At 27.8% G+C, this 22,027-nt stretch carries 19 protein-coding genes; 9 read left to right on the forward strand and 10 right to left on the reverse strand.

From position 1 onward, the window contains the following. The first annotated feature begins 12 nt into the window (after window positions 1–12). On the forward strand, window positions 13–606 hold the full coding sequence (locus IC173_RS01685) for a DUF3867 domain-containing protein (protein WP_227434304.1): 594 nt from the start codon (window positions 13–15) through the stop codon (window positions 604–606). Between the two features lie 222 nt (window positions 607–828). On the opposite strand, the gene IC173_RS01690 is transcribed toward IC173_RS01685, so the two are convergent. Together IC173_RS01690 and IC173_RS01695 are read right to left on the reverse strand one after the other, a co-directional pair. Continuing rightward, entirely contained in the window at window positions 829–1,467 is a 639-nt protein-coding gene (locus IC173_RS01690) for an isochorismatase family cysteine hydrolase (RefSeq protein ID WP_227434305.1), read from the reverse strand. A gap of 79 nt (window positions 1,468–1,546) precedes the next feature. After that, window positions 1,547–2,278 carry a glycerophosphodiester phosphodiesterase gene (locus tag IC173_RS01695; RefSeq protein ID WP_227434306.1) on the reverse strand — a complete coding sequence of 244 codons (732 nt, stop codon included), beginning with the start codon at window positions 2,276–2,278 and terminating at the stop codon, window positions 1,547–1,549. Window positions 2,279–2,614: 336 nt separating this feature from the next. Between IC173_RS01695 and IC173_RS01700 the strand changes: the two genes are divergently transcribed. The 3 genes from IC173_RS01700 (at window position 2,615) to IC173_RS01710 (ending at window position 7,483) form a co-directional block, all read left to right on the forward strand. Next, a complete protein-coding gene (locus IC173_RS01700; RefSeq protein WP_227855079.1) occupies window positions 2,615–4,804 on the forward strand; it encodes an amino acid adenylation domain-containing protein in 2,190 nt (729 codons plus the stop codon). 410 nt (window positions 4,805–5,214) lie between these two features. Further along, complete coding sequence (locus IC173_RS01705; protein WP_227434308.1) at window positions 5,215–7,143, forward strand: OPT family oligopeptide transporter; 1,929 nt, start codon at window positions 5,215–5,217, stop codon at window positions 7,141–7,143. Then, window positions 7,130–7,483 (forward strand): PqqD family protein, encoded by a 354-nt coding sequence (locus IC173_RS01710; RefSeq protein ID WP_227434309.1) that lies wholly within the window; start codon window positions 7,130–7,132, stop codon window positions 7,481–7,483. The genes IC173_RS01705 and IC173_RS01710 overlap by 14 nt, the downstream gene beginning before the upstream one ends. A gap of 146 nt (window positions 7,484–7,629) precedes the next feature. On the opposite strand, the gene IC173_RS01715 is transcribed toward IC173_RS01710, so the two are convergent. The 4 genes from IC173_RS01715 to IC173_RS01730 all read right to left on the reverse strand — a co-directional run bounded on the left by IC173_RS01715 (window position 7,630) and on the right by IC173_RS01730 (window position 12,810). Continuing rightward, the gene (locus IC173_RS01715) at window positions 7,630–9,549 is read right to left on the reverse strand and encodes an ABC-F family ATP-binding cassette domain-containing protein (protein ID WP_227482282.1); all 1,920 of its coding nucleotides are present in this window, start codon (window positions 9,547–9,549) and stop codon (window positions 7,630–7,632) included. 25 nt (window positions 9,550–9,574) lie between these two features. Continuing rightward, complete coding sequence (locus IC173_RS01720) at window positions 9,575–10,357, reverse strand: M15 family metallopeptidase (RefSeq protein WP_227836121.1); 783 nt, start codon at window positions 10,355–10,357, stop codon at window positions 9,575–9,577. An 81-nt stretch (window positions 10,358–10,438) separates the two neighbouring features. After that, the gene (locus IC173_RS01725; RefSeq protein ID WP_227831183.1) at window positions 10,439–11,887 is read right to left on the reverse strand and encodes a PLP-dependent aminotransferase family protein; all 1,449 of its coding nucleotides are present in this window, start codon (window positions 11,885–11,887) and stop codon (window positions 10,439–10,441) included. A gap of 23 nt (window positions 11,888–11,910) precedes the next feature. After that, complete coding sequence (locus IC173_RS01730) at window positions 11,911–12,810, reverse strand: D-alanine--D-alanine ligase (RefSeq protein ID WP_227482284.1); 900 nt, start codon at window positions 12,808–12,810, stop codon at window positions 11,911–11,913. 259 nt (window positions 12,811–13,069) lie between these two features. On the opposite strand from IC173_RS01730, the gene IC173_RS01735 reads away from it, so the two are divergent. Further along, window positions 13,070–14,326 (forward strand): competence/damage-inducible protein A, encoded by a 1,257-nt coding sequence (locus tag IC173_RS01735; RefSeq protein ID WP_227831182.1) that lies wholly within the window; start codon window positions 13,070–13,072, stop codon window positions 14,324–14,326. 69 nt (window positions 14,327–14,395) lie between these two features. Next, on the forward strand, window positions 14,396–15,175 hold the full coding sequence (locus IC173_RS01740) for an HAD family hydrolase (protein WP_227434315.1): 780 nt from the start codon (window positions 14,396–14,398) through the stop codon (window positions 15,173–15,175). 193 nt (window positions 15,176–15,368) lie between these two features. Here the strand turns inward: IC173_RS01740 and IC173_RS01745 are convergent, their stop codons facing one another. After that, window positions 15,369–15,953: a zinc dependent phospholipase C family protein gene (locus IC173_RS01745; protein WP_227482286.1), complete on the reverse strand. Its 585-nt coding sequence runs from the start codon at window positions 15,951–15,953 to the stop codon at window positions 15,369–15,371. 199 nt (window positions 15,954–16,152) lie between these two features. Further along, window positions 16,153–17,574, reverse strand: a complete 1,422-nt coding sequence (locus tag IC173_RS01750) for a sigma-54 interaction domain-containing protein (protein WP_227434317.1) — start codon at window positions 17,572–17,574, stop codon at window positions 16,153–16,155. A 325-nt stretch (window positions 17,575–17,899) separates the two neighbouring features. Here IC173_RS01750 and IC173_RS01755 point away from each other — a divergent pair, with 325 nt between their 5' ends. Beyond that, window positions 17,900–18,844 carry a DMT family transporter gene (locus IC173_RS01755; protein WP_227434318.1) on the forward strand — a complete coding sequence of 315 codons (945 nt, stop codon included), beginning with the start codon at window positions 17,900–17,902 and terminating at the stop codon, window positions 18,842–18,844. Between the two features lie 153 nt (window positions 18,845–18,997). On the opposite strand, the gene IC173_RS01760 is transcribed toward IC173_RS01755, so the two are convergent. Both IC173_RS01760 and IC173_RS01765 read right to left on the reverse strand, forming a co-directional pair. Then, window positions 18,998–19,939, reverse strand: a complete 942-nt coding sequence (locus IC173_RS01760) for a TIGR01212 family radical SAM protein (protein WP_227823701.1) — start codon at window positions 19,937–19,939, stop codon at window positions 18,998–19,000. A 118-nt stretch (window positions 19,940–20,057) separates the two neighbouring features. Beyond that, window positions 20,058–20,606, reverse strand: a complete 549-nt coding sequence (locus tag IC173_RS01765; protein WP_227434320.1) for a DUF308 domain-containing protein — start codon at window positions 20,604–20,606, stop codon at window positions 20,058–20,060. A 152-nt stretch (window positions 20,607–20,758) separates the two neighbouring features. Here IC173_RS01765 and IC173_RS01770 point away from each other — a divergent pair, with 152 nt between their 5' ends. Together IC173_RS01770 and IC173_RS01775 are read left to right on the forward strand one after the other, a co-directional pair. Further along, window positions 20,759–21,187, forward strand: coding sequence for a DMT family transporter (locus IC173_RS01770; protein WP_227855080.1), 429 nt, complete (start codon window positions 20,759–20,761; stop codon window positions 21,185–21,187). A 90-nt stretch (window positions 21,188–21,277) separates the two neighbouring features. Further along, window positions 21,278–21,928 carry a diphthine--ammonia ligase gene (locus tag IC173_RS01775; RefSeq protein WP_227434322.1) on the forward strand — a complete coding sequence of 217 codons (651 nt, stop codon included), beginning with the start codon at window positions 21,278–21,280 and terminating at the stop codon, window positions 21,926–21,928. Window positions 21,929–22,027 lie beyond the last annotated feature (99 nt).

Consider the following 22,027-nt stretch of genomic DNA (forward strand, 5'->3'; position numbering starts at 1 on the left):
GGAGGATAAAAAATGTCTGATGATAGAATAATTGACTTTAACGAATTAAAAAACAAAGTTAAAGATTCTGATGTAGATAAATTTGAGCAATACATATATAACTTATATTTTTCTGTTATGGATGGAAAGATGTCGATGGCTGAATTTTCAAGAAAAATATTTGATTATATGAAAGATAATGACATATCTCAAGAAAAGTTTATGAAAATACAAAAACAGTTCATGGAAAGATATGGTATGGACACTGAAGAAGTAGAAAAACAACTTAGAAACTTTGGAATCGACCCTTCTACAGCAGGTTTTATGAGTAATAATACTTCCAGCAAAGTATCTACAGAAGATTTAGAATCGTTTAAAAAGAGTGCAGGATTTTATGAGAAATATGGTGAAAAAATTCAACCTAAGAGTTGTATAACAACATTCATAAAAAATGATTTAAATGATATTAATGTAATAATAGATCAAGAAAAAATAATGCTTTGTAGTGACAAAAAAATAAATCTTATGGACTCAGAATTAAATGAGTTTTTATTAGAATATAAGAATATGTTTAATAAAAAGATAAAAGTAGTTATGTGTGAAACTACAAATAAATACGATTATTAAAAAGTAAATTTAACTATTGAAGCGGTATAGTTGATTAGTATTATGTAAAAAATAGAAGTCGCAATTTAATTTCTCCTACAGAAGATGTATAGAAGAATATTTAAATTGCGATTTCTATATTTATATACTTTAGTTATGTTAAATTAATTGTATTAAGTAATATTTGTATAGAACAATCTTATTATCAAAGTTGTATCCCTATATAAATCTATAAAGTATTTATTATAAGCTAATTTCCTTTAATACCTTAATTCCATTTTGAAGCATACTATTAAAAAATACTAGGTTTAAAATCTCTGCAGGATGAACATTAGGAATGTCATAAGTGTCTACTAAATTCATAGGAACAACTATATTTTTTTCGATATTATATTGATTAAAATAAGATTTTAGAGTTATTGCAAATTGATATATACATATATCTGTGCAATCACCAACTATAATTATATTGTCTATCCCATCAAAGTCTAAATTTTCTAGTGCGAAAAATCCATTAGTAGAGTTTTTAGGGAAAACTTGTAGATTTTCTATAGATTTAATTTCGTCAACCAATTCACTTTCCACATCACTTTCTAAACAGTGAACAGGATAACTTAAAAGTTCTATAGATTTAGGTGTATGACAATCAGTAAATGCAATTACTTTATTTAGTTTATTTGATATTTTTTTTGCGAAAATTTCAATTGGTTTTATCAAAGATTCTACTCTGGGAGAGTATAAGGCACCTTGTTTTGCAAAACCATTATTGACATCAATTATAAATAAAACTGTTTTACTCAAATCGTAATTTTCTATTTTTTCTATTGGTAAATTATCCAAATTACTTTTTAAAGCTTTAAGTTCATTTAATAAGTTATCCATAAGTATACCTCCAAGCTAAATTTAATAAAATTGTACATATTAATCATATAAAAGTCAAGGAGTATAAACTACTATATAACTAGCTATATTGCTTCGATTGTAAAAGGTTTAAAGCTATATCTGGATAGTTAGTAAAAATACCATCTACATTAAGAGATAGACAATGTAGCATATCTTCTTCTTCATTTACAGTATACACATTGACACCTAGTAAATTTTTGTGACAAAGTTCAACTAGAGATTCATTTACTAAAATTAAAGGAGGGTGAAGATAGCTATTTCCTAGAAATTTAGCAAATTCAACTACATTATTTATAGGTAAGTAGCATAATAAAGCTGTTTTTATACTGGGTTCTAACTTATGAAAATTTTTTAAGCTATTACTATTAAAACTAGATATAAGAACTCTGTTTTTCATATTATACTTTAAAATAAGTTTCAAAACATCTTTTTCTATATTAGTGTAATTTACTTTGTCAGTTTTTAGTTCTATATTTAAGATAAGGTCTGTAGGCGAAATTAAGATTAAGACTTCTTCTAAAGTTGGAATTTTACATTCTTTATTGTTTTGGTAACCCTCAAAGGATGAGTTCAATGTTTTTAGTTTTCTTAAAGTAAGGTCTTTTACAAAACCATGTCCATTAAAAGTTCTATCGACCGTTTCATCATGAATAACTACAATTTTTCCATCTTTAGTCTTGTGAACATCAAGTTCTATTCCGTATATATCCATATCTAAGCATTTTTTAAAAGCGAGAATAGTGTTTTCTGGATATTTTCCACTAAAACCTCTGTGAGCATAAATGTTCATTTGTAAAGCTCCTTTCAATAAATATAACTTATTCTTATAAAATTTTAATTAATATAATATATCATATTCTAAACAATATAATTATACATTAATTAAATAACAATTTATAATTTATATATTATATAAATGTAAGAAAATAAAATCATATCTGTGTTATAATATATTTTAAACATTATAAATATTACGAATTTAATAGTCATAATATATAAGTATAAGTTTATGCAAGCTCATGTGTTTAGAGCTTGCATATATATTATTAATATATTTCTGTATTTAAAAAAATGAAATTCCAAAAGAATTTTTTCTATAGATTTAGTAGTAAGGGGGAATTTTGATATGTATGAAGTTAATTTAGAACGAGCTATGAATTATTGGATGGATTTGTTAGATGATTATACCAATCTAGCAAAAATTCCAAATGATTTTTTTTATAAAGATTGTTCTGACGAAGTTGTAGATGAAATTTTTAAGATTGATATTGAAAAACATGAGAAACTAATTCAATATTCTAAAATGAATAATATAAGCATAAGTTCTATTATAGAAACTATCTATGGACTTATATTACAAAAGTATACATATGAAGATGATGTAGTTTTTGGAAAAACAATAAATATAATTCCTATAAGAGTTAAGGTTCGACAAAGCGAAAAGTTTATAGATGTTGTAAAAAATTTAAAAAGGCAATGGAGTAGGTCTTTAGAATATGGATACTATTTATTATCAGATATAGAGAATAAAAATCATCTGAATACTAAACTTATAAATACAATATTTGTAGCTAAAAGTTTTGATTTATCATATGACTATGACATAGAAAAAAAAGGATATGATTTATCTGTAATAGTTTATACTAAAAGGGCATTAAAAATAAAAATAAAATATAAGCCATCTATATACAAAAGAGAAACTATTAGAAGGATATTAAATCAATTTGATTATATAATAGAGCAGATAATAAGGAATAATAACATTTTAATAGAAGATTTAGAATTTGTATGTAAGAAAGAAGAAAGAATATTATTGAAAGATTTTAATGATAATCAATGTGAGATACCATATGACAGAAGTTATATTGATTTATTTAGGGAACAAGTTGAGAGAACACCTAATAATGTAGCTGCCAGAGATGAAAATAGAAATTTGACATATAGAGAACTTGATGAGTTAACTGATAGATTTGCAGGCTATTTAAATCATATAGGGGTAAAAAGTGAAGATATAGTAGCTGTAATGTTGCCAAGAGACATTAATATAATTGTTACAGCCATAGGAATTATGAAATCAGGAGGAGCATTCTTCCCGATAGACACAAGTAATCCAGAAGAAAGATTAAATTACCTTCTTGAAGATAGTAATGCAAAAGTAGTAATAACTACAGACGAACTTAGATGTAAGGTTATAAATGAAAACACAATAGTAATTGATATAAATGATGAAGATATATTTAAAATTAGATATGACTTAACTGAAAAAATAACACCATCAAACTGTGCATATACAATATCTACATCAGGGTCAACTGGTAGACCAAAGACTATAGCTATAGAGCATAAGAGTTTAGTAAATATGTGTTATTATAGTATAGAAGCTATAAGTGCTACAGAAAATGATATATGTGGGATATATTTAAGTTTTAGTTTTGATGCTGTAATGAAACAACTATTTCCATATCTATTGATGGGTGCTTCAATAAACATTATGCCAGAAGAAGCAAAATTTGATGAATATACAGTAAATGAGTATTGTGAGGAAAATGATATAACCATATTAGCATTACCAACAGCGTTTGCAAGATTATTTATACAAAACTGTAACAACAGTTCACTTAGGATTGTGCAGACAGGAGGAGAAAGATTAAAAGGATATAGAAAACGTAACTATGAGTTATATAATGAGTATGGACCAACAGAATTTACTGTTGTATCAACCTCTTTTCATGTGGATAAAGAGTATGGGAAAATACCAATAGGTAAGCCAATCTTTAATACTTATGCATATGTATTAGATAAAAAAAATAAACTATGCCCAATTGGAGTTCCAGGAGAACTCTGTCTATCAGGAATCCAAATATCAAGAGGCTATTTAAATAAAAAAGGTTTAACAGAGCAAGTATTTGTAGAAAATCCTTACAAAACTTGTGAACATAATAAATTAATGTATAGAACTGGTGATTTGGTAAGATGGCTAGATGATGGAAATTTGGATTATATTGGTAGGATGGATAATCAAGTAAAAATTGATGAATTTAGAATAGAGCTGTATGAGATTGAAAACATAATAAACAATATTACAGAAATTAAAAGTGTTGTTTGTATCTCAAGAACAAATGAGGATGGAGAGATGTATATATGTGCATATTATGTGATTGATGATGAGGATAGTGAAAAAATAAATGACATAACAGTTAGAGAATATTTAAATGAGCATTTACCTCCATACATGATTCCAACAATAATAATGAGGATAGATAAAATACCAGTTACACCAATTGGAAAAGTAAATAAAAGGGCATTGCCAGAGTGATTTTGTATTATGACAGGTGTTATAAAGGAACTATAGAAGTTTCTTTATGACACCTATTTTCAAGAATGAATCAATTGACATAAAAGAAAGAATTTTCTGTACATTTTTACTGTGGTGAAAATCTGTTTATAAGGATGATTATTGTATTTTTTATACTTTTCCGCGTTTTAAAGTGTTTTTATAACAAATTTAATTTTAATATAAAAAAAATTTTTATTTTTTATCTTAATCCTTTTTAGTATAATCGAAAAATAAAAAGAAAATTAGCATAAAAATATCTAAAAATAGAAATTAATAATATGGGATTAAATTTTAGTAGTTTTTACTCGCTATTTGTAAAATAATAAAAAGTTAAGTTTTATATGTATATATGTTATAATATATACAAACTGAAAAGGGGTGAAAATTTTATGAACAAAAAATTACCTAAGGGAGCTTATGGTGAGGTTAGTGGAAAAGATTACGTTCCATACATCACAGATAAGTCCAGAACCGGTGGAAATGTAGCTGTATTGATTATCGGTATCATTTTAGCTGCCATTTTTGCCGCATCTACAACTTATTCTGGAATGAAAGCTGGTCTTACAGTTGCAGCAGGTATTCCAGGAGCTATAATAGGTTCTGCTTTTGTTGGAGCATTTGCTCGCCAAAAGGGTATTCTTGGTAAGAACTTAATCCAAGGTATGTCAAGTGGTGGGGAATCTGTTGCAAGTGGATTCATTTTCGTATTACCAGCAGTTATCTTAATTGGAAGCCAAATCACATTTTTAGAAGGCTTAGCTGTTGGAGTTGGTGGTGTTTTATTTGGTATAGGAGTTGCAGCAATAGTTCACAATTATTTAATAATTGAAGAACATGGTAAACTTATGTACCCAGAATCAATGGCTATATCTGAAACACTTGTTGCTTCAGAGGCTGGTGGAGACTCAATTAAATACATGGGAATTGGATTTGTAATAAGTGGATTTATCACTGTATTAACTGGTTCATTCTTAAATGTAGCGAACAATGTAATGAGTCTTGTAGGAAGTAAATTCTACAAATGGAAATTTGATATTGAAGTAAACCCTCTACTTTTAGGAATTGGGTTTATAGTAGGGCTTGAAGTTTCTTTAACAATGTTTGCAGGAAGTATCTTATCAAACTTTGGTATTGCACCTTTAATAGGTTACTTTACTGATATGGCTAAAGATGGAGCTATGGTATGGAATAATCCTGCAATGCCTCTTAACCAAATGGATGTTGGAGCTATATCTAGTAGTTATGTAAAATATATAGGTGCTGGTATGATGCTTTGTGGAGGTATTATTGGTGCAATAAAACTTATCCCAACTATAATCGCTTCTATAAAAGAAACACTTAAAGCTAAATCAAGTACTGGAGATGCAGAAGAAGGTTCATCTATACAAATGATACTTTTATTAGGTGGAGTAGTAGTTGGGTTCTTAGCAGCGTTCTTGATTTCTGGTAATATTGCTATGGCAATTATTGGAGCTATCATATCTCTTTTATTATCTTTATTATTCGTCATAGTAGCTGGACGTTTAACAGGAACAATAGGAACATCAAATCTTCCAGTTTCTGGTATGACTATAGCTTCTTTAGTTATTGTAACATTAGTATTTGTTATAATGGGATGGACTGATTTAGAAGCTAATAAATCATTACTTTTATTTGGGTCATTTATAGTTGTTGCTATTGCTATAGCTGGAGGATATACTCAATCTCAAAAAGTAACTTACATCATTGGTGGTAGCAAAAATGAAATGCAACGTTACTTCACAGTTGCAAGTATAGTTGGTGTTATAGTTGTTGTAGGAGTAATCTTATTACTTTCTGACCAACTTAAAGCTACTGGTGATAATGTACAATTTGCATTACCACAAGCAAACTTAATGTCAACATTAACTTCTGGTATTATGTCAGGTAGTTTACCTTGGGTTATGATTATTGTTGGAGTATTTATGGCAATTGTGTTATATGCATTAAACTTACCAATAATGACTATAGCTATAGGATTCTATTTACCAATAGCAACAACTTCTATAATATTAGTTGGAGCATTAATTCGTTTATTTGTTGAACTAGTATCTAAATCTGAAAAAGAAAAAGAAGCTAAAGTTTCTAATGGTATAAGTTTATCTTCTGGTCTTGTTGCAGGTGGATCTATCATTGGTTTAATAGGTATAATATTACAAGTAACTGGAGTTATAACTCCAAAAGTACCAAGTGGTTTTGCTGCTACAAATTCAATGGCAATTGCTTTATTAATAGTTTTAGTTGTACTTACAACATTACCTATCATTTTATCTAAAGTAAAAAATAATGAGCAAGAGTAATGATGTTTTAGATATTGTATTTAAAATTACTGATGGACTTGAATATGAAGTAGATGAAAATGGTATTGTAACTATACTTGAAAAACAGGACCATAAGATTCAAAAGTTTTTTAGAAAGTTAAAAGCTAGAATACCTAAATATAAAAAAATAGAGCTAGATGAATATTCTAGTTTTGTATTTTTACAAATTGATGGTCAAAAGACTGTTAGGGAAATAGGTGAAAACTTAGAATCTAAATATGGAGAAGAATCTCATCCACTTTATGAAAGGTTATTGGTTTTTTTAAATCATATTGATGTCAATTGTCACTATGTTGAAAGAATGGATATAGACTTATAATAAAGAATTATTATAGGATATATCAGAATATAAAAATTAGAAGATAGTTAAAAAAGAGCTATATGTTTTTAAAGACATATAGCTCTTTTAAATATTTATAACTTATAAACTTAAAGTAAAGGTTATTAAACTTAGATGTTTTAATATTATTTATTATTAGCTATTTCGTCAGCTAAATTATTTAGATATTCCCATCTTTCATATTTGTACTCAAGTTCTTTTTCCAATTTTGATTTTTCATCTAAAATTTCTTGAAGTTTAGTAAAATCAGTTGCAAATTTTGAAGTACTTTCATCAAGTTTTGCAATTTTAGATTCAAGTTTTTCTATGTCAGAATCAATATTTTCAAACTCTCTTTGCTCATTGTATGAGAATTTAAGTTTTTTATCATTTTTAGGTTTTTCTTTTTTTGGAGCAGTTGAATCATCATTTTTAAGTGATTCTTTTTTAGATTCTTCAAATTCAATTCCTTGAATCTCTCTATAAATAAGATAGTCACTATAATTACCTGTATAAATATGAATTTTTCCATTTCCTTCATATGCAAATATTTTATTACAGATTCTATCTAGGAAATATCTATCATGTGATACTGTAATTACTACACCTTTAAATTCATCAAGATATTCTTCTAATATTTTTAGTGTTTCTATATCTAAGTCGTTTGTAGGCTCATCCAAAAGAAGTACATTAGGAGCTGTCATAAGAATTCTAAGAAGGTGTAGTCTTCTTCTCTCACCACCAGATAGTTTGCCTATCAAAGTATACTGCATGGTACCATTAAAAAGGAATCTTTCACACATTTGAGAAGCTGTAATCCTAGTACCATCAGAAGTTTCTATATAATCACTAGCTTCTTTTACATAGTCTATAGCCCTTATGCCAATGTTCATATGAGAATCATCTTGAGAAAAGCAACCTATTTTTACAGTTTCTCCAATTGAGATATATCCACTATCAGGGGCTAATTTCCCATTTATTATGTTTATTAGAGTTGATTTACCCATACCATTTTTACCTATTATGCCAATTCTATCTGTACGTGCTAAAGTATATTCTAAATTATCTATAACTGTAACTTCTTCAAAAGATTTAGATATATTGTGTATTTCTATTATTTTATTTCCAAGCCTACTTGAGGCAACCGATATATCAATATTTTCATCAGGTTTGAAAGAGTCTCTATTTACAAGTTCATCAAATCTTTGTAGACGAGCTTTTTGTTTTGTGCTACGAGCTTGAGCTCCACGTCTAACCCATGCAAGTTCTGTTCTGATTAAATTTTGTCGTTTATCCTCAATACTTGATTCTAATGCAAGTCTTTCCATTTTCTTTTCTAAAAATATTGAATAATTACCATCATAGCTAAATAATCTACCTTTATCTAATTCAATTATTCTATTTGTAACACGGTCTAAAAAATATCTATCATGAGTTATCATAAGCAATGAACCTTTTCTTGAATTTAGGTATTCTTCAAGCCAATCGATGGTATCATTATCTAGATGGTTTGTTGGTTCATCTAATATTAAAAGCTCACAAGGAGTAATAAGAGCTGAGGCTAGAGAAACTCTTTTTCTTTGACCACCAGAAAGTTCTATTATTTTTTGATTGAAATCATTTATACCAAGCTTTGTAAGTACAGATTTGGCTTCGCTTTCTAAATCCCAAAGGTTTAAAGCATCTATCTTCTCATGCATGGATAATAATTTTTTATTTAGTTCATCTGTAAAGTTAGAATTAAGTTTTTCTAAAGTTTCTTGGTATTTACCAAGGAGTTTTAATTCTTCTGAAGTTCCATTAAATACTTGTTCTAGAACAGTTGAATTTTCATCATAAGTTGGGTTTTGAGGAAGATATTCTACTCTAATACCATTAGCCTTTGTTATATTGCCAGTTTCACTTTCTTCAGTTCCTGCAATAATTTTAAGTAAAGTAGATTTACCAGTACCATTTACACCAATAAGTCCTATTTTTTCTCCATCATTGATACCAAGAGATATATTTTCAAGTAATTTTTTTTCAGAATAGCTTTTACTTATATTTTCCAATGTCATTAAATTCATATAATTCACCTTTATTTCTAATCTATTATTTTTCAAAATGTTGGTAGTCTGGGTTTTTCCAATATCCACCCCAACTCCAACCTCTGCTTACAAAAGCATTATAACAATCATCACCCTTTTTTATCATTCCAAATTTTAAAGCAGACCTATCTGCATAAACAGTGCTTACCTTAGGACTAACATTGTCTCCAGAAACATGTGGGTTTTGTAATGGATTTATATCTATAGCACGTCCTTTACCATGATTTGAGACAGTATTTGTACCAGCTACAGTTCTATAACAAAATGCAGATGTATTATTATCAGACATAGATTTTTCATCTACAGCATCATAATCATCTATTAATTTAATTTTTTCAATTGGATATTTTTTTTCATATAACTCTTTAAAAATATCGACAACTTCTGAAGCTAGTTCACTATTTACTATCATCTCACCTTGATGAGTTTTTTCATCAAATCCGTAGTAGGTAAGTTGCAAGTAAGATAAACTATTAAATCCTATAGGTTCATCAGAAGGCATAGATTTACCAATCATTTTGTTTTTTATGTTATCTGGTATTGAAGAATATGAAAAAGTGGGCTTAATGTTGTTATCTTCCTGTTTTTTAGTAGAGTTTTGATTATTTTTAGAATCCTCTGTTGTATTGTTTTTATCTTGCATAGTTTCTTGACTTTTTATATTATCTTCTTTGTTGGATTTAGAGAAAAATATCTCATATATAGATAGTAAGGCAAGAAATAATACAGTTATTACAATTGTTAGCTTTAATTTATTAATCTTCTTTCGTTTTGACTTTTTACTCATATTATCCCCCATGTTAGATTCATATAAACTATATATATTATACCTCATAAAAATAAACTAGGCTAACAATATTTAGTTAACCTAGGACATTTCATCTATAGTTTCTCCTATTATTTTTATACCAGTTTCAATATCTTCAAAAGAGAGTCTCGAAAATCCAAGTCTTAAAGTGTCAGAACCAAAGCCATTTGTAAAAAATAAATCTCCAGGCATGAAGATAACATTTTTTTTGTAACATTTTTCTAATAGCTTTCTAGTATCTATATTCTTAAGCTTGATAAATATATGCAAACCACCATCACCTAAGATATATTCCGTTTGCATATATTTTTTTACACATTCATAGGCGAAGTTAAATTTATCCCCATAGAATTTACGTATTTTTTTTACGTATTTTTCAAATCCTCCATTACTTAAATAATCAAATAAAATACCTTGGTCTAAAAAAGATACATGTATATTTCTGCACCTTTTTACACTTTCTAACTTATCTATAACTTTTTTATCTGCAAAAATCCATCCAATTCTTATTCCAGGAAATAAAATTTTTGAAAAGCTACCAATATATACAACACCATTATTCATATTATCAAGAGAGCAGAGGGGAAATATATGAGAACTATTGTAGAGTAATTCTTCATTAAATCCATCTTCTATAATTGCTATATTGTATTTTTTCATAAGATTATAGAATCTATATCTATTTTCAGGGGTCATTACAATCCCTGTTGGGTTGTGATAAGAAGGTGTAATATATGCAAATTTTATTTTATTTTTGTACTCAATTAAACGATTTTCGAGCATATTGAAATCTAAACCATTTTCAGATATATCCACACCTAAAATATTGAGATTGTGTGACTTCATAATTTTTATAGCCGTGTTGTGAGTGGGATTTTCACAAATTATATAGTCTCCTTCTTGAGTGAAAGAGGACATAATAATATCAAAGCCTTCTGTAAATCCATTTGTAATTAATATATCTTTGTTATTAATATCAACGCCCTTATTTGTCATATATTCAAGCAAATAGTCAATAAGAGGTTTATAACCTTGTGCATATCCATAGTTAAGTAGTTTGTGACCTTCTAATGAGATTCTATTTAAAAAAGATTTTTTTAATTCCTCCATATCAAATAAATCTCCATCAGGAGATATACTTTTAAATGATATTAGGTTAGAGCTCCAAGGTATTTCGCTTTTTATAATATCTAATTCATTAGCTTTTTTAGAGTATGTATTCTCTAAACAATCCCAATTTAAAGACCATGTAGTGTTTGAAGATTTATTTTTTGAATTAACAAATGTACCTTTTCCTGAAACAGAGTAGATTAAGCCCTCTGATTTTAGTTCTTCATAAGTTAAGACTATGGAATTTCTACTAACTTGTAAAAGCTGACTAAGCTCCCTTGTAGAAGGGAGCTTACTATTGTCTGGAATTAATCCTTTTGATATCATATCACTTATATAATTTTTAATTTGTATATAAATTGGTTCACTATCATTTAATCTTAGATTTGAAAATATCAAATTACCACCTCAAATTGTATTATCTAATTTAAAGAGTATTCTATAAGTTTATCTAATAATTGGCTATACTCAAGACCTTTAGCAGCGGCACTTCTAGGTATTAAACTAGTTTTAGTCATGCCAGGAAGAGTATTTAGCTCAAGAACATAAGGAATACCTTCACTTATAATCATATCAACTCTTACATATGCTTTGCAATTAAAAATTTTCCAACAAGTCTCAGAAATCTCATTTACTCTTTTTTGAAGTTCATCATCTAAATAAATAACTTCTTCTTTTGCTCCTTTTTCAAGTGAGTATTTAGCTTCATAATCAAAGAATCCTGAGTCTGATTTTATAGATATAGTAGGAAATACTTCGCCATTTAGTATGAATGAAGTATATTCTCCACCTGGTATATATTTTTCAATCATTACAAACTCATCAACTTCTAAACCTTTACGAACTGCTTCTTCAACTTCATCTTTGGAATGGATGAAGAATGTAGCAACACTTGAACCTCCTGAATTTGGTTTTATAAATACTGGATAGCCTATTTTGTCTATCTCATCATAATTTATTTCATCAATTGATTTTACTAAAGCCCATGGAGCAGTAGGAAGGTCTGAATCTCTAAGCATTTTTTTAGTGATGTTTTTGTCCATACACATTCCACTACAAAGAGGTCCACATCCAGAATATGGTATATCCATAGTCTCAAGTACTGACTGAATGCATCCATCTTCACCAAATTTCCCATGTAGTGCTAGTACTGCAAAATCTGTATCTTCTGGTATTTTTGTAAATATATCTTTTTTATCATCTATTATCACCTTTACAACATCGTATTTACTTTTATCAAGATTATTATATATTTCTTTTCCTGAATTTAAAGAAACTTCTCTCTCTGATGATATTCCACCCATTATAACTGCTATTTTCATATTATACACTCCTATTTTAAATTTTATTATTTTTAAATTAAATTTTTTAATTTACTTACTTAATTATATGAATTAATGGTTGATGATGAAAGTACCACTACATGTGAAGTTTATATTATGTGTGGTTTTAGAGTGATAATCTAACTTACAGATAGATTTGAATGATTTTTTAACTTTATTTATATCATTATTTTTGCTAAAATTAGTGGTATGAACTTAAGACTAGTCTTAGTGGCTATAAATCAAGGAGTGATAAAATTTGAAAGCAGAAATAATAAGTGTAGGAACAGAGATACTGTTGGGAGATATAGTAAATACAAACTCTCAATTTTTAGCTAAAGAACTTGCAGCATTGGGAATAGAAGTATACCATCAAAGTACAGTTGGAGATAATAAGCAAAGACTCTTAGAATGTTTTGATGAAAGCTTAAAAAGAAGTGATTTAGTAATTACTACAGGAGGTCTTGGACCAACTGGTGATGATATGACAAAAGAAACTGCAGCAGAGTATTTTGGACAGGAATTAGAATTACATAAACCATCATTAGAAGTCTTAGAATCATTCTTTGTTAAAACAGGAAAAAAAATGGCCGAAAATAATATGAAACAAGTATATTTTCCAAAGGATGCTATAGTATTAAAAAATAATAATGGAACAGCACCAGGAGCTATTTTAAAGAAAGATGATAAAAGTATAATAGTACTACCTGGACCTCCAAGAGAAATGAAGGCAATGTTTAATGAAAGTGTCAAACCTTACCTACAACAATTTACAAAGGAAATGCTAGTATCAAAAACTTTAAGATTGTATGGAATAGGGGAGTCAAACCTAGAATTGGAAATTTTAGATATAATTGATGAACAAACTAATCCAACAGTTGCTTTGTATGCAAAGGAATTAGAAGTTACAATAAGAATAACTGCAAAAGCTGAAAATGAAGAACAAGCTTTTGAATTTATAAGACCAGTAGAAGAAAAGATAAAGGACAGAGTAGGTAAATATGTATATACTGAAGGAGATATTTCAGTATCTGAAGGAGAGTCTGCATTAGAAGATGCTGTTTCTAAGCTTCTTGTAGAAAAAAACTTAACAATAGCAGTGGCTGAATCTTGTACTGGAGGTTTGGTATCTTCATCTCTTATAAACTACCCAGGAATATCTTCTGTATTTCTTGAAGGATGTGTAACATATTCTAATGAAGCCAAAATGAAAAGATTGGGAGTAAAAAAAGAAACTTTAGAAGACTTTGGAGCAGTAAGTGAACAAACAGCAATAGAAATGGCTGAGGGCGTTGCTAAAGGGCTTGGAGCTAATATAGGTATATCTACAACTGGAGTAGCTGGACCTGGTGGAGGAACTGAGGAAAAGCCTGTAGGGTTGGTTTATACTGCAATATATATAAATGGAAAAATAATAGTGAAAAAAAATATATTTAATGGAGATAGAAGAAAAATAAGATTGAGAGCTACTAGAGATTTACTTAATGAGTTGAGAATACAATTAGAAAAACTTTAAACTATTGTGATATTGATTATATTTAAAGTATTGGTATAATATAAAATCATTTTTGGAGGCTTTTAATTTATGATAAAACATATATTTTGTGATTTAGATGGAACTTTATATGAAAATGGAGCTATAACAAAAGAAGATATAGTAGCAATTGAGGAAATAGAAAAAAGAGGAGTACAGTTTAATGTTGCTACAGGTAGAGTTTTCAAACAGGCTCGTGATATTATCGAAGGGAGCTTAGATATGAATGGCTATTATATATGTGAAAATGGTGCATTTATACATGATAAAGATTATAATGTGATTTTTAAGCAAACTATAGATGATAAATTAGTAAAAAAAGTTATTGATAGATTTGAATCAACTGATGCACAATTGTATTTTAAATATAAAGGAGATGTAATTGTAGATAGTGACACAACAGCTTTTAGACATTATTCTAGCGATTTTATAGTGGACCCCGATTTTGAGAAAAGAGATAGTTTTGATAATCTTATAGGCAATATTGGTATATGCTCTGAAAATTTAGAAGAGTTGTCTAGAATAGAATTATATTTAAAAAGTGAGTTTAGTGAAGTGTTGGAAATATATTTTTCTAGTACTTATACTTTAAACATAGTTCCTAAAAGTGTATCAAAAAGAGGTAGCATAGAACATGTAATAAAAACTCTAAATGTAAGTCCAGATGAAGTTGCTACTATTGGAGATTCTCCAAATGATATTTGTATGTTAGAGGGATTTAAATATAGTTTTGTAATGTCAAAGGCAAGAGAAGAAGTAAAACAAAGTGCAAATTATGTAGTAGATAGTGTAAAAAGTGCTATAGATGCTATCATAAAAATAAACAGTTAGATATAAGATTGATGAGAAGTAATAAAAAATTAGTAAATTATTTTTGTTTGTTGATTTACTAATTAATCAATTTTATAAGGTATTACCTATTCAGTATAAAAAAATGACTGTTCAGTAGAATTATAAAACTAGATTTTATATTCTGTAGAGCAGTCATTTTGATTATATTAATTGTCAGTTTAAAATTCTTAAGTTAACCACAATTTGCTATATGGTATGATTTTATTGTATTAGCTAAAATAGAATCTAATATATAATTTATAACACTATTGCAAGTATACGCTGAAAATTTTAAATCATTCATATAGTCGCTTTTCTTTTTGTATTCATTGTAAAGTTTAACAAAAAATTTTTCAAATCCACTATTTATAGTATTACCTTTAATTTTAGATAAATCAACATCCTTTGCAAATGCTCCAAGTTCTCTTTCATAAGTAACATGTTTATTCAAACTATGCTTAAATTCCCAGCGTTCACTATGAGCTAAGCAGAAAAAATCGCATAAAAAGTGGCAGATAACACCAAGCTCTTGACTAAGTCTACTTACTGAAAAATATTTAGAAACACTGTCTATAGTAAGACTGCACAGATATTTTATTTTAGAAGCAATCATATTAAATGATTCATCCATATAATGTTTTTTTAATTTATATTTAGAAAAAGCATCTGGCTTTATATTACCATATATAAAATTTTTTTCGCTTATAAAGAATGTTTTATTTTCATCTATATTATTAAGTATCGATTTTGCCATAATAAAATGGGTATTCATTAACATATTTACACCTCGTATAGTTTATTAGACTTATTAAATATATTATTATGATATGATATTTATGATAAAAGTTTAATGATAAATATATGAAATTAAGTCAATCACATTTATTTAAATAATTTCAACCATATTCATAATACCAGTAATTGGCGAAATTTACAATATGTAAATAATGTTAAGTTTTTATTTATCAAATTTAAAATTAAGTATTAGTATACTTTCTAATTAGCCTATTAGCCTTGGATTGAGAAATTTCAAGTTGTCTAGCTACTTTATAAGAACTACCAAATTTCTCATAAGCATCCAAAATTACATTTTTTTCATACTCCATAATCAAGGTGTCAAAGTTTTTGTTTTTATAATCAATATGTAGAGAATTATCTACATTGGTTGTGTATGTTGGAGGGTTATTTCCATAATTTACAATATTTACATTTTTAGTGAGTATACTTGGTAAATCGTCTGTTGTTATATGATTATCTCTACAAGTAAGTAAGATTTTTTGAATTATATTCTGTAACTCTCTTATATTACCTGGAAATCTGTAGTTTGCAATAATACTTATAGCTTCTTTTGAAATTGTCTTGTTTAGATTAAAGTCACTTGAATATCTATTAAAATAATATTTTATAATCTCTACTAAATTATCCTTTCTTTCTCTAAGTGGAGGGAGTTTTATTTCTATAACATTTAATCTATAATATAAATCTTCTCTAAATTTTTTTTCTTTTACTTTAGAAATTAAGTCAGCATTTGTAGCGGATATAATTCTTATGTCAACTTTTTTATTTTTTAAACTTCCGACTGGAGTAAAAGTCCTATCTTGTATCAATTGTAAAAATTTTGCTTGTAGATTTTGTGGTATATCACCTATTTCATCTAAAAAAAGAGTTCCTCCGTTAGCCAATTCTACAAGACCAACTTTACCTTTGGTACTTGCACCTGTAAAAGCACCTGAAGTGTATCCAAAAAGTTCAGATTCAAGTAGTTGTGGAGATATGGTTGCACAGTTTATAGTTATAAATGGACCACTTGACCTGTTGCTATTGTGATGTATATATCTAGCAAGTGAACTCTTTCCTGTTCCAGATTCTCCTAATAATAGTACGCTTACATCAGTTTTAGAAACATGGTTGACTGTATTCATAATAGGTCTCATAACTATGCCATCCATAATTACTGTATCTTCAATCCTAAGAGCGGTTCTATATAGTGTTTCCACTTCAGATTTGTATTTTTTTACTTGTTTTTTTGTATCTTCAAGTTTATTTTTTATATTATTAAGTTCGGTTATATCTCTACAATTTTCAACAGTGAATTCTAGCTCACCATTTTCATCAAATACAGGACTTGCAGTTATAATAAGTTTTTTTCCTGTTTGAGTATCTTGTTCAAGTGAAAATTTAGACTTTGTTCTCAATACTACTGGTATGGGGCTTTTTGTTGAATATCCAGATTCTTCTAAGAAAGAAACATTTTTTCCTAAAATATCTTCTTTTTTTAGACCATAATTTTCTTCAAATGCCTTATTACAATATATTATTATACCTTTATCATCAGATGCACATATTTCGTCATGAGAAGCCTCTAATATTTTTTTATAAAACTCTAAATCTAAATCCATTTTCCCTATTGTCCCCCTAAATTTTTAATGATATATTAAAATATATTTAATTTATTAAATATAATTAAAAGTATAATCTTTATATAATACATAAACTTCAGTCTATTTTAACTTTGAATAAGTTATATATAACTTATTTTACAATTAAAGCGAGTCTAAATCAACTTAAAATATACTTGAAATAACTATAGAAAAGTTGAAAAACTAGTAATATTGTTGCAAATTCTAAGTTTTTAGTGTCGATATAAATAAAATAAAAGTGGCATGGTTTTTGCTTGATAAAAATGATGTGTATTGACTAAATAATAGTAGAGGGGTATTTAAGATGGGAGAAAAAAGTAAAGGGTATGTATTTATAGCAACAGCAGGAATCTTATGGGCTACACTTGGGTTGTTTGGAAAGTTTCTGATGGGAAGTGGATTGACATCAGAACAAGTAGCATTTACAAGATTATTTTTTGGATTTATAGTTTTAGGTGTTTATTCAGCTATAAGAACACCACATATTTTGAAAATAAACAAAAGAGGAATTATTTATTCAGTAATAATAGGAATTATATGTCAAGCTATGTTTAATTTATGTTACTTTAAAGCTATTGATACTGTAGGTGTATCTGTAGCAGCAGTTTTATTGTATACATCGCCATTGTTTTTAGCTGTATTTTCAAAATTTTTTTATAAAGAGAGTATTACTAGAAGTAAAATATTTTCGCTGATTTTTTGCTTTATTGGAGCTATTATGGCAGTAACTGGTGGAAGTTTAAATTTTCAAAACTTAAGTACTATGGGATTATTGCTTGGAATATTATCTGCAATAGCGTATGCACTTATGCCAACTATTAGTAAGAATGCCTTAAAAGAATTTTCAAGTTCAACAATATTAGTTTACAGCTTTTTATTTGGAGCGATATTTATGATTCCTTCTGCTAGACCATGGGAAATATTAACCTATGCTAAAGATTTAAATATTTTATCTTGTATGTTGATGTTAGGGGTTGTTCCAGCGGCACTTGCATATATTTTTTATGCAGCAGGTATATCTAAAGGTGTAGAGTTATCTGTTGCAGGTGTTGTAGCATCAGTAGAATTAGTAGGCTCTGTTATAATTGGATGCACTATGCTAGGAGAAAGTTTTTCTATAGGAAAGCTGTTTGGAGTGATGTTAATGTTGATATCAGCTGTAATAGCACTTAATCTTTCTTATGATGGAATAAAAATGTTCTATAAGTCTAATAAATTAAAACAAACTGAGAAAACAGAAAGTATTTAAGAATATGTATTTTTCCCTTATATATTTATATAGGGGTATTTTTTATTGTAATTTTTAATATGAAATTTGCTTTGTAAACAATAAAATAACTATAGATAGATTTATGTTTATATAAAGCTATCTATAGCTATTATGTTATCTTTAATCATTTATTTAACCTTGAATAAATTTACACCCCTGATAGGAGTTTCGAGATTTTAATGTATCATCAATTTGATTTAAAATCTCCCATTTTTTTAAACTCCATAAAGGTCCAACCAGTTCATCTCTTTTACCATCGCCAGTAAGTCTATGAATTATCATAGTTTCAGGTAATATTTCTAGTTGGTCACAAACAAGATTAATGTATTCATCTTGGTTCATAAGAGTTAACATCCCATTTTGAAGCATTTTCTCCATAGGAGTATCTTTTATAACATGTAATAGATGTATTTTTATACCATCCACATTCATTTTGCCAACTGCCTTAGCAGTTTCCATCATCATATTATAATCTTCACCAGGTAGACCATTTATAATGTGTACAACTACTTTTATATTTTTAGCCTTTAATTTTTCAACACCTTCAACAAATGTTTTATAATCATGTCCTCTATTTATAATTTTAGATGTAGAATCATGAATTGTCTGAAGTCCAAGTTCAACCCATAGATTAGTTCTTTTATTAAGTTCAGATAGATAATCAACTACATCATCTGGTAAACAGTCAGGTCTTGTTGAGATTGAAAGGCCTATAACATCATCAAGAGATAGTATAGTTTCATATTTATCTTTTAAAACCTCAAGAGGTGCATAAGTATTTGTATAAGCTTGAAAGTAGCCAATATATTTAGCATGAGGCCATTTTTTTAACATCATTTCTCTTATATTATAAAATTGATTAATAAGATTATCCTTAGGATTTCCAGCAAAGTCGCCTGAACCTTCTTTACTGCAATAAGTACAACCACCATAGCCAATACTTCCGTCAATATTTGGGCAAGTAAATCCTGCATTTATTGATACTTTAAAGACTTTTTCTCCAAATGTATTTCTAAGGTAGTAATTCCAAGTATGATATCTTTTATTATCAAAAGCATATTTAAATTTATCCAAAGTAATCACCTATTTCTAATAAAATTGTACATTAAATTTGTACAAAAAACATATTACCACAAATAGGTGACTTAAACAAATTCTATTTTAAGTAATGAAGAATAAAGCAACAAAATAATTAATACTTTCTAGATTTGTTTCCAGAAAAAAATAGAGCAAGTCCAAATAATATTATAAAAAATGACATTATTGAGACTATAAATCTAGATAAAAATAGTGGTGACAATATAAGGCATATACCAAATAAAGTTTTAACTATATTCCAAGTTGTAAACTTAGAATATGGATTATTTTTACTATTTACAAACACTACGAGTTGATTAAAAATTAAATAAAAGCCCAAAAGTAATGAGAAAATACTCTGTATTTTTTGAGGAAATATAAAAAGTAGTATACATGTAATTATTAGAATCCATTGAACATTGGTAGATGGTTTAATTTCTTCTTTAGTAGCATATCTTTTTAACTCATTAATGTTTTTAAGATTTAAATATGCAAAGAATAAAAGTGCAACTCCAAAAGTCCAAGAAATTAATTTTATACCTAGAGTCTTAAACGTAAGGCACAAGAATCCCAATATAACAAGTAACACTCCCATTATCATAAATTTAGTAGCATTTTCCTTTTTATTAAAGTTATCAAAATTGATATTAAAATTTGTATACATAAAATCACCTCCAAAATCAATAGAACAATTATAACAGAAATTTATACTCAAATAAAGCCACATAGTATAAAAATAAAACTCTAGTTAGTAATTAATTAATAGGTTGTATCATAAACTCTTATTAATAGAATTATATAGGAGGAGGTTTGTCCATGACAAAATTATGGGCAATAATATTTGCATTATTGGCGGGTGGGTCTACTGCTCTTGAAGCTTTTATAAATGGAGAATTAGGTAAGAGTACAACAGCATTGGTTGCCACCTTTATAAGTTTGACTGTAGGAGCAATATTTTTTCTTGCAAGTATAATAGTTGCTGGAGATTTAAAATGTTTAGTATCTTTAAATGGTTTTAATTATAAGTTATTGCTAGGAGGAGTATTTGGAGGGCTAATAATATATTTTACAGTAAAAGCAATTCCAAACTTAGGGGTATCAAATACACTTATATTAACACTTGTATCTCAAGTTCTAATCGGTTTTTTTATTGATAGTTTGATTTTGGGACAAGAAACAATGCATTTATACAAATACATAGGGGTTATACTTTTAATTTTAGGTACATTCTTTATAGTAAACTAATGATTTAAAATACTATATAATTTGCTATATAACTTAAAAATTTGGTATAATTAGGATAGTAAGTAAAGTTAAAAGAAAGAGGTGTTAGGAATGGCTGATGAAAAATTTGTAATGTCATTTAGTGGTGGTAAAGATAGTATATTAGCATTAAATAGAATGTTGGAAAAAGGATATAAGCCTGTGGCACTCTTGACAACTATAAGTGAAGAACATGGAAAATCATGGACTCATAACTTAGAGCATAAGATGCTTAAACAAGTAAGTGATAGTATTGGACTACCTTTGTTAGTTGCTGAATGTGGAGTAGAAGGGTATGAAGAGAGTTTTGAGAGAGCTTTAATAAAAGCTAAAAACATGGGAGCAACAATATGTGCATATGGAGATATAGATATAGAAAGTCACAAAAAGTGGGACTCTGACAGATGTGATGCAGTTGGTATGAAGGTAGAACTACCATTGTGGCAAGAAAGTAGAGAGGAATTGGTATATGAATTTATAGATAGTGGATTTTGTAGTGTCATAACAAAAGTAAACTTAAAGCATTTAGGAGAGGAATTTCTAGGAAAAAAATTAACCAGAGAACTTGTGAAAAAGATAAAAGAAACAGGCTCAGACCCATGTGGAGAGCATGGAGAATATCATACATTTGTAGTAGATGGGCCAGTATTTAGAACTCCTGTAGAATATGAAGTAAAAGGAAATGTAATAAAAGATGGTTATGGTTATTTAGAAATAAAATAAGTACATAAATAAAATACCTATTATACAATCTTAATGTATGCAAAGTATTGACGTTTGCAAGATTGTATAATAGGTATTCTGTATTTTATATATTATTAC

This window comes from Clostridioides sp. ES-S-0048-02, from assembly GCF_020658495.1.
Classification (GTDB): Bacteria; Bacillota; Clostridia; order Peptostreptococcales; family Peptostreptococcaceae; genus Clostridioides.

Bases quoted from the DNA above. Each gene is read 5' to 3' on its own strand.
- IC173_RS01685 (WP_227434304.1), top strand. From the start codon at position 13: ATGTCTGATGATAGAATAATTGACTTTAACGAATTAAAAAACAAAGTT.
- IC173_RS01690 (WP_227434305.1), bottom strand. From the start codon at position 1,467: ATGGATAACTTATTAAATGAACTTAAAGCTTTAAAAAGTAATTTGGAT.
- IC173_RS01695 (WP_227434306.1), bottom strand. From the start codon at position 2,278: ATGAACATTTATGCTCACAGAGGTTTTAGTGGAAAATATCCAGAAAAC.
- IC173_RS01700 (WP_227855079.1), top strand. From the start codon at position 2,615: ATGTATGAAGTTAATTTAGAACGAGCTATGAATTATTGGATGGATTTG.
- IC173_RS01705 (WP_227434308.1), top strand. From the start codon at position 5,215: ATGAACAAAAAATTACCTAAGGGAGCTTATGGTGAGGTTAGTGGAAAA.
- IC173_RS01710 (WP_227434309.1), top strand. From the start codon at position 7,130: ATGAGCAAGAGTAATGATGTTTTAGATATTGTATTTAAAATTACTGAT.
- IC173_RS01715 (WP_227482282.1), bottom strand. From the start codon at position 9,549: ATGAATTTAATGACATTGGAAAATATAAGTAAAAGCTATTCTGAAAAA.
- IC173_RS01720 (WP_227836121.1), bottom strand. From the start codon at position 10,357: ATGAGTAAAAAGTCAAAACGAAAGAAGATTAATAAATTAAAGCTAACA.
- IC173_RS01730 (WP_227482284.1), bottom strand. From the start codon at position 12,810: ATGAAAATAGCAGTTATAATGGGTGGAATATCATCAGAGAGAGAAGTT.
- IC173_RS01740 (WP_227434315.1), top strand. From the start codon at position 14,396: ATGATAAAACATATATTTTGTGATTTAGATGGAACTTTATATGAAAAT.
- IC173_RS01745 (WP_227482286.1), bottom strand. From the start codon at position 15,953: ATGTTAATGAATACCCATTTTATTATGGCAAAATCGATACTTAATAAT.
- IC173_RS01750 (WP_227434317.1), bottom strand. From the start codon at position 17,574: ATGGATTTAGATTTAGAGTTTTATAAAAAAATATTAGAGGCTTCTCAT.
- IC173_RS01755 (WP_227434318.1), top strand. From the start codon at position 17,900: ATGGGAGAAAAAAGTAAAGGGTATGTATTTATAGCAACAGCAGGAATC.
- IC173_RS01765 (WP_227434320.1), bottom strand. From the start codon at position 20,606: ATGTATACAAATTTTAATATCAATTTTGATAACTTTAATAAAAAGGAA.
- IC173_RS01770 (WP_227855080.1), top strand. From the start codon at position 20,759: ATGACAAAATTATGGGCAATAATATTTGCATTATTGGCGGGTGGGTCT.
- IC173_RS01775 (WP_227434322.1), top strand. From the start codon at position 21,278: ATGGCTGATGAAAAATTTGTAATGTCATTTAGTGGTGGTAAAGATAGT.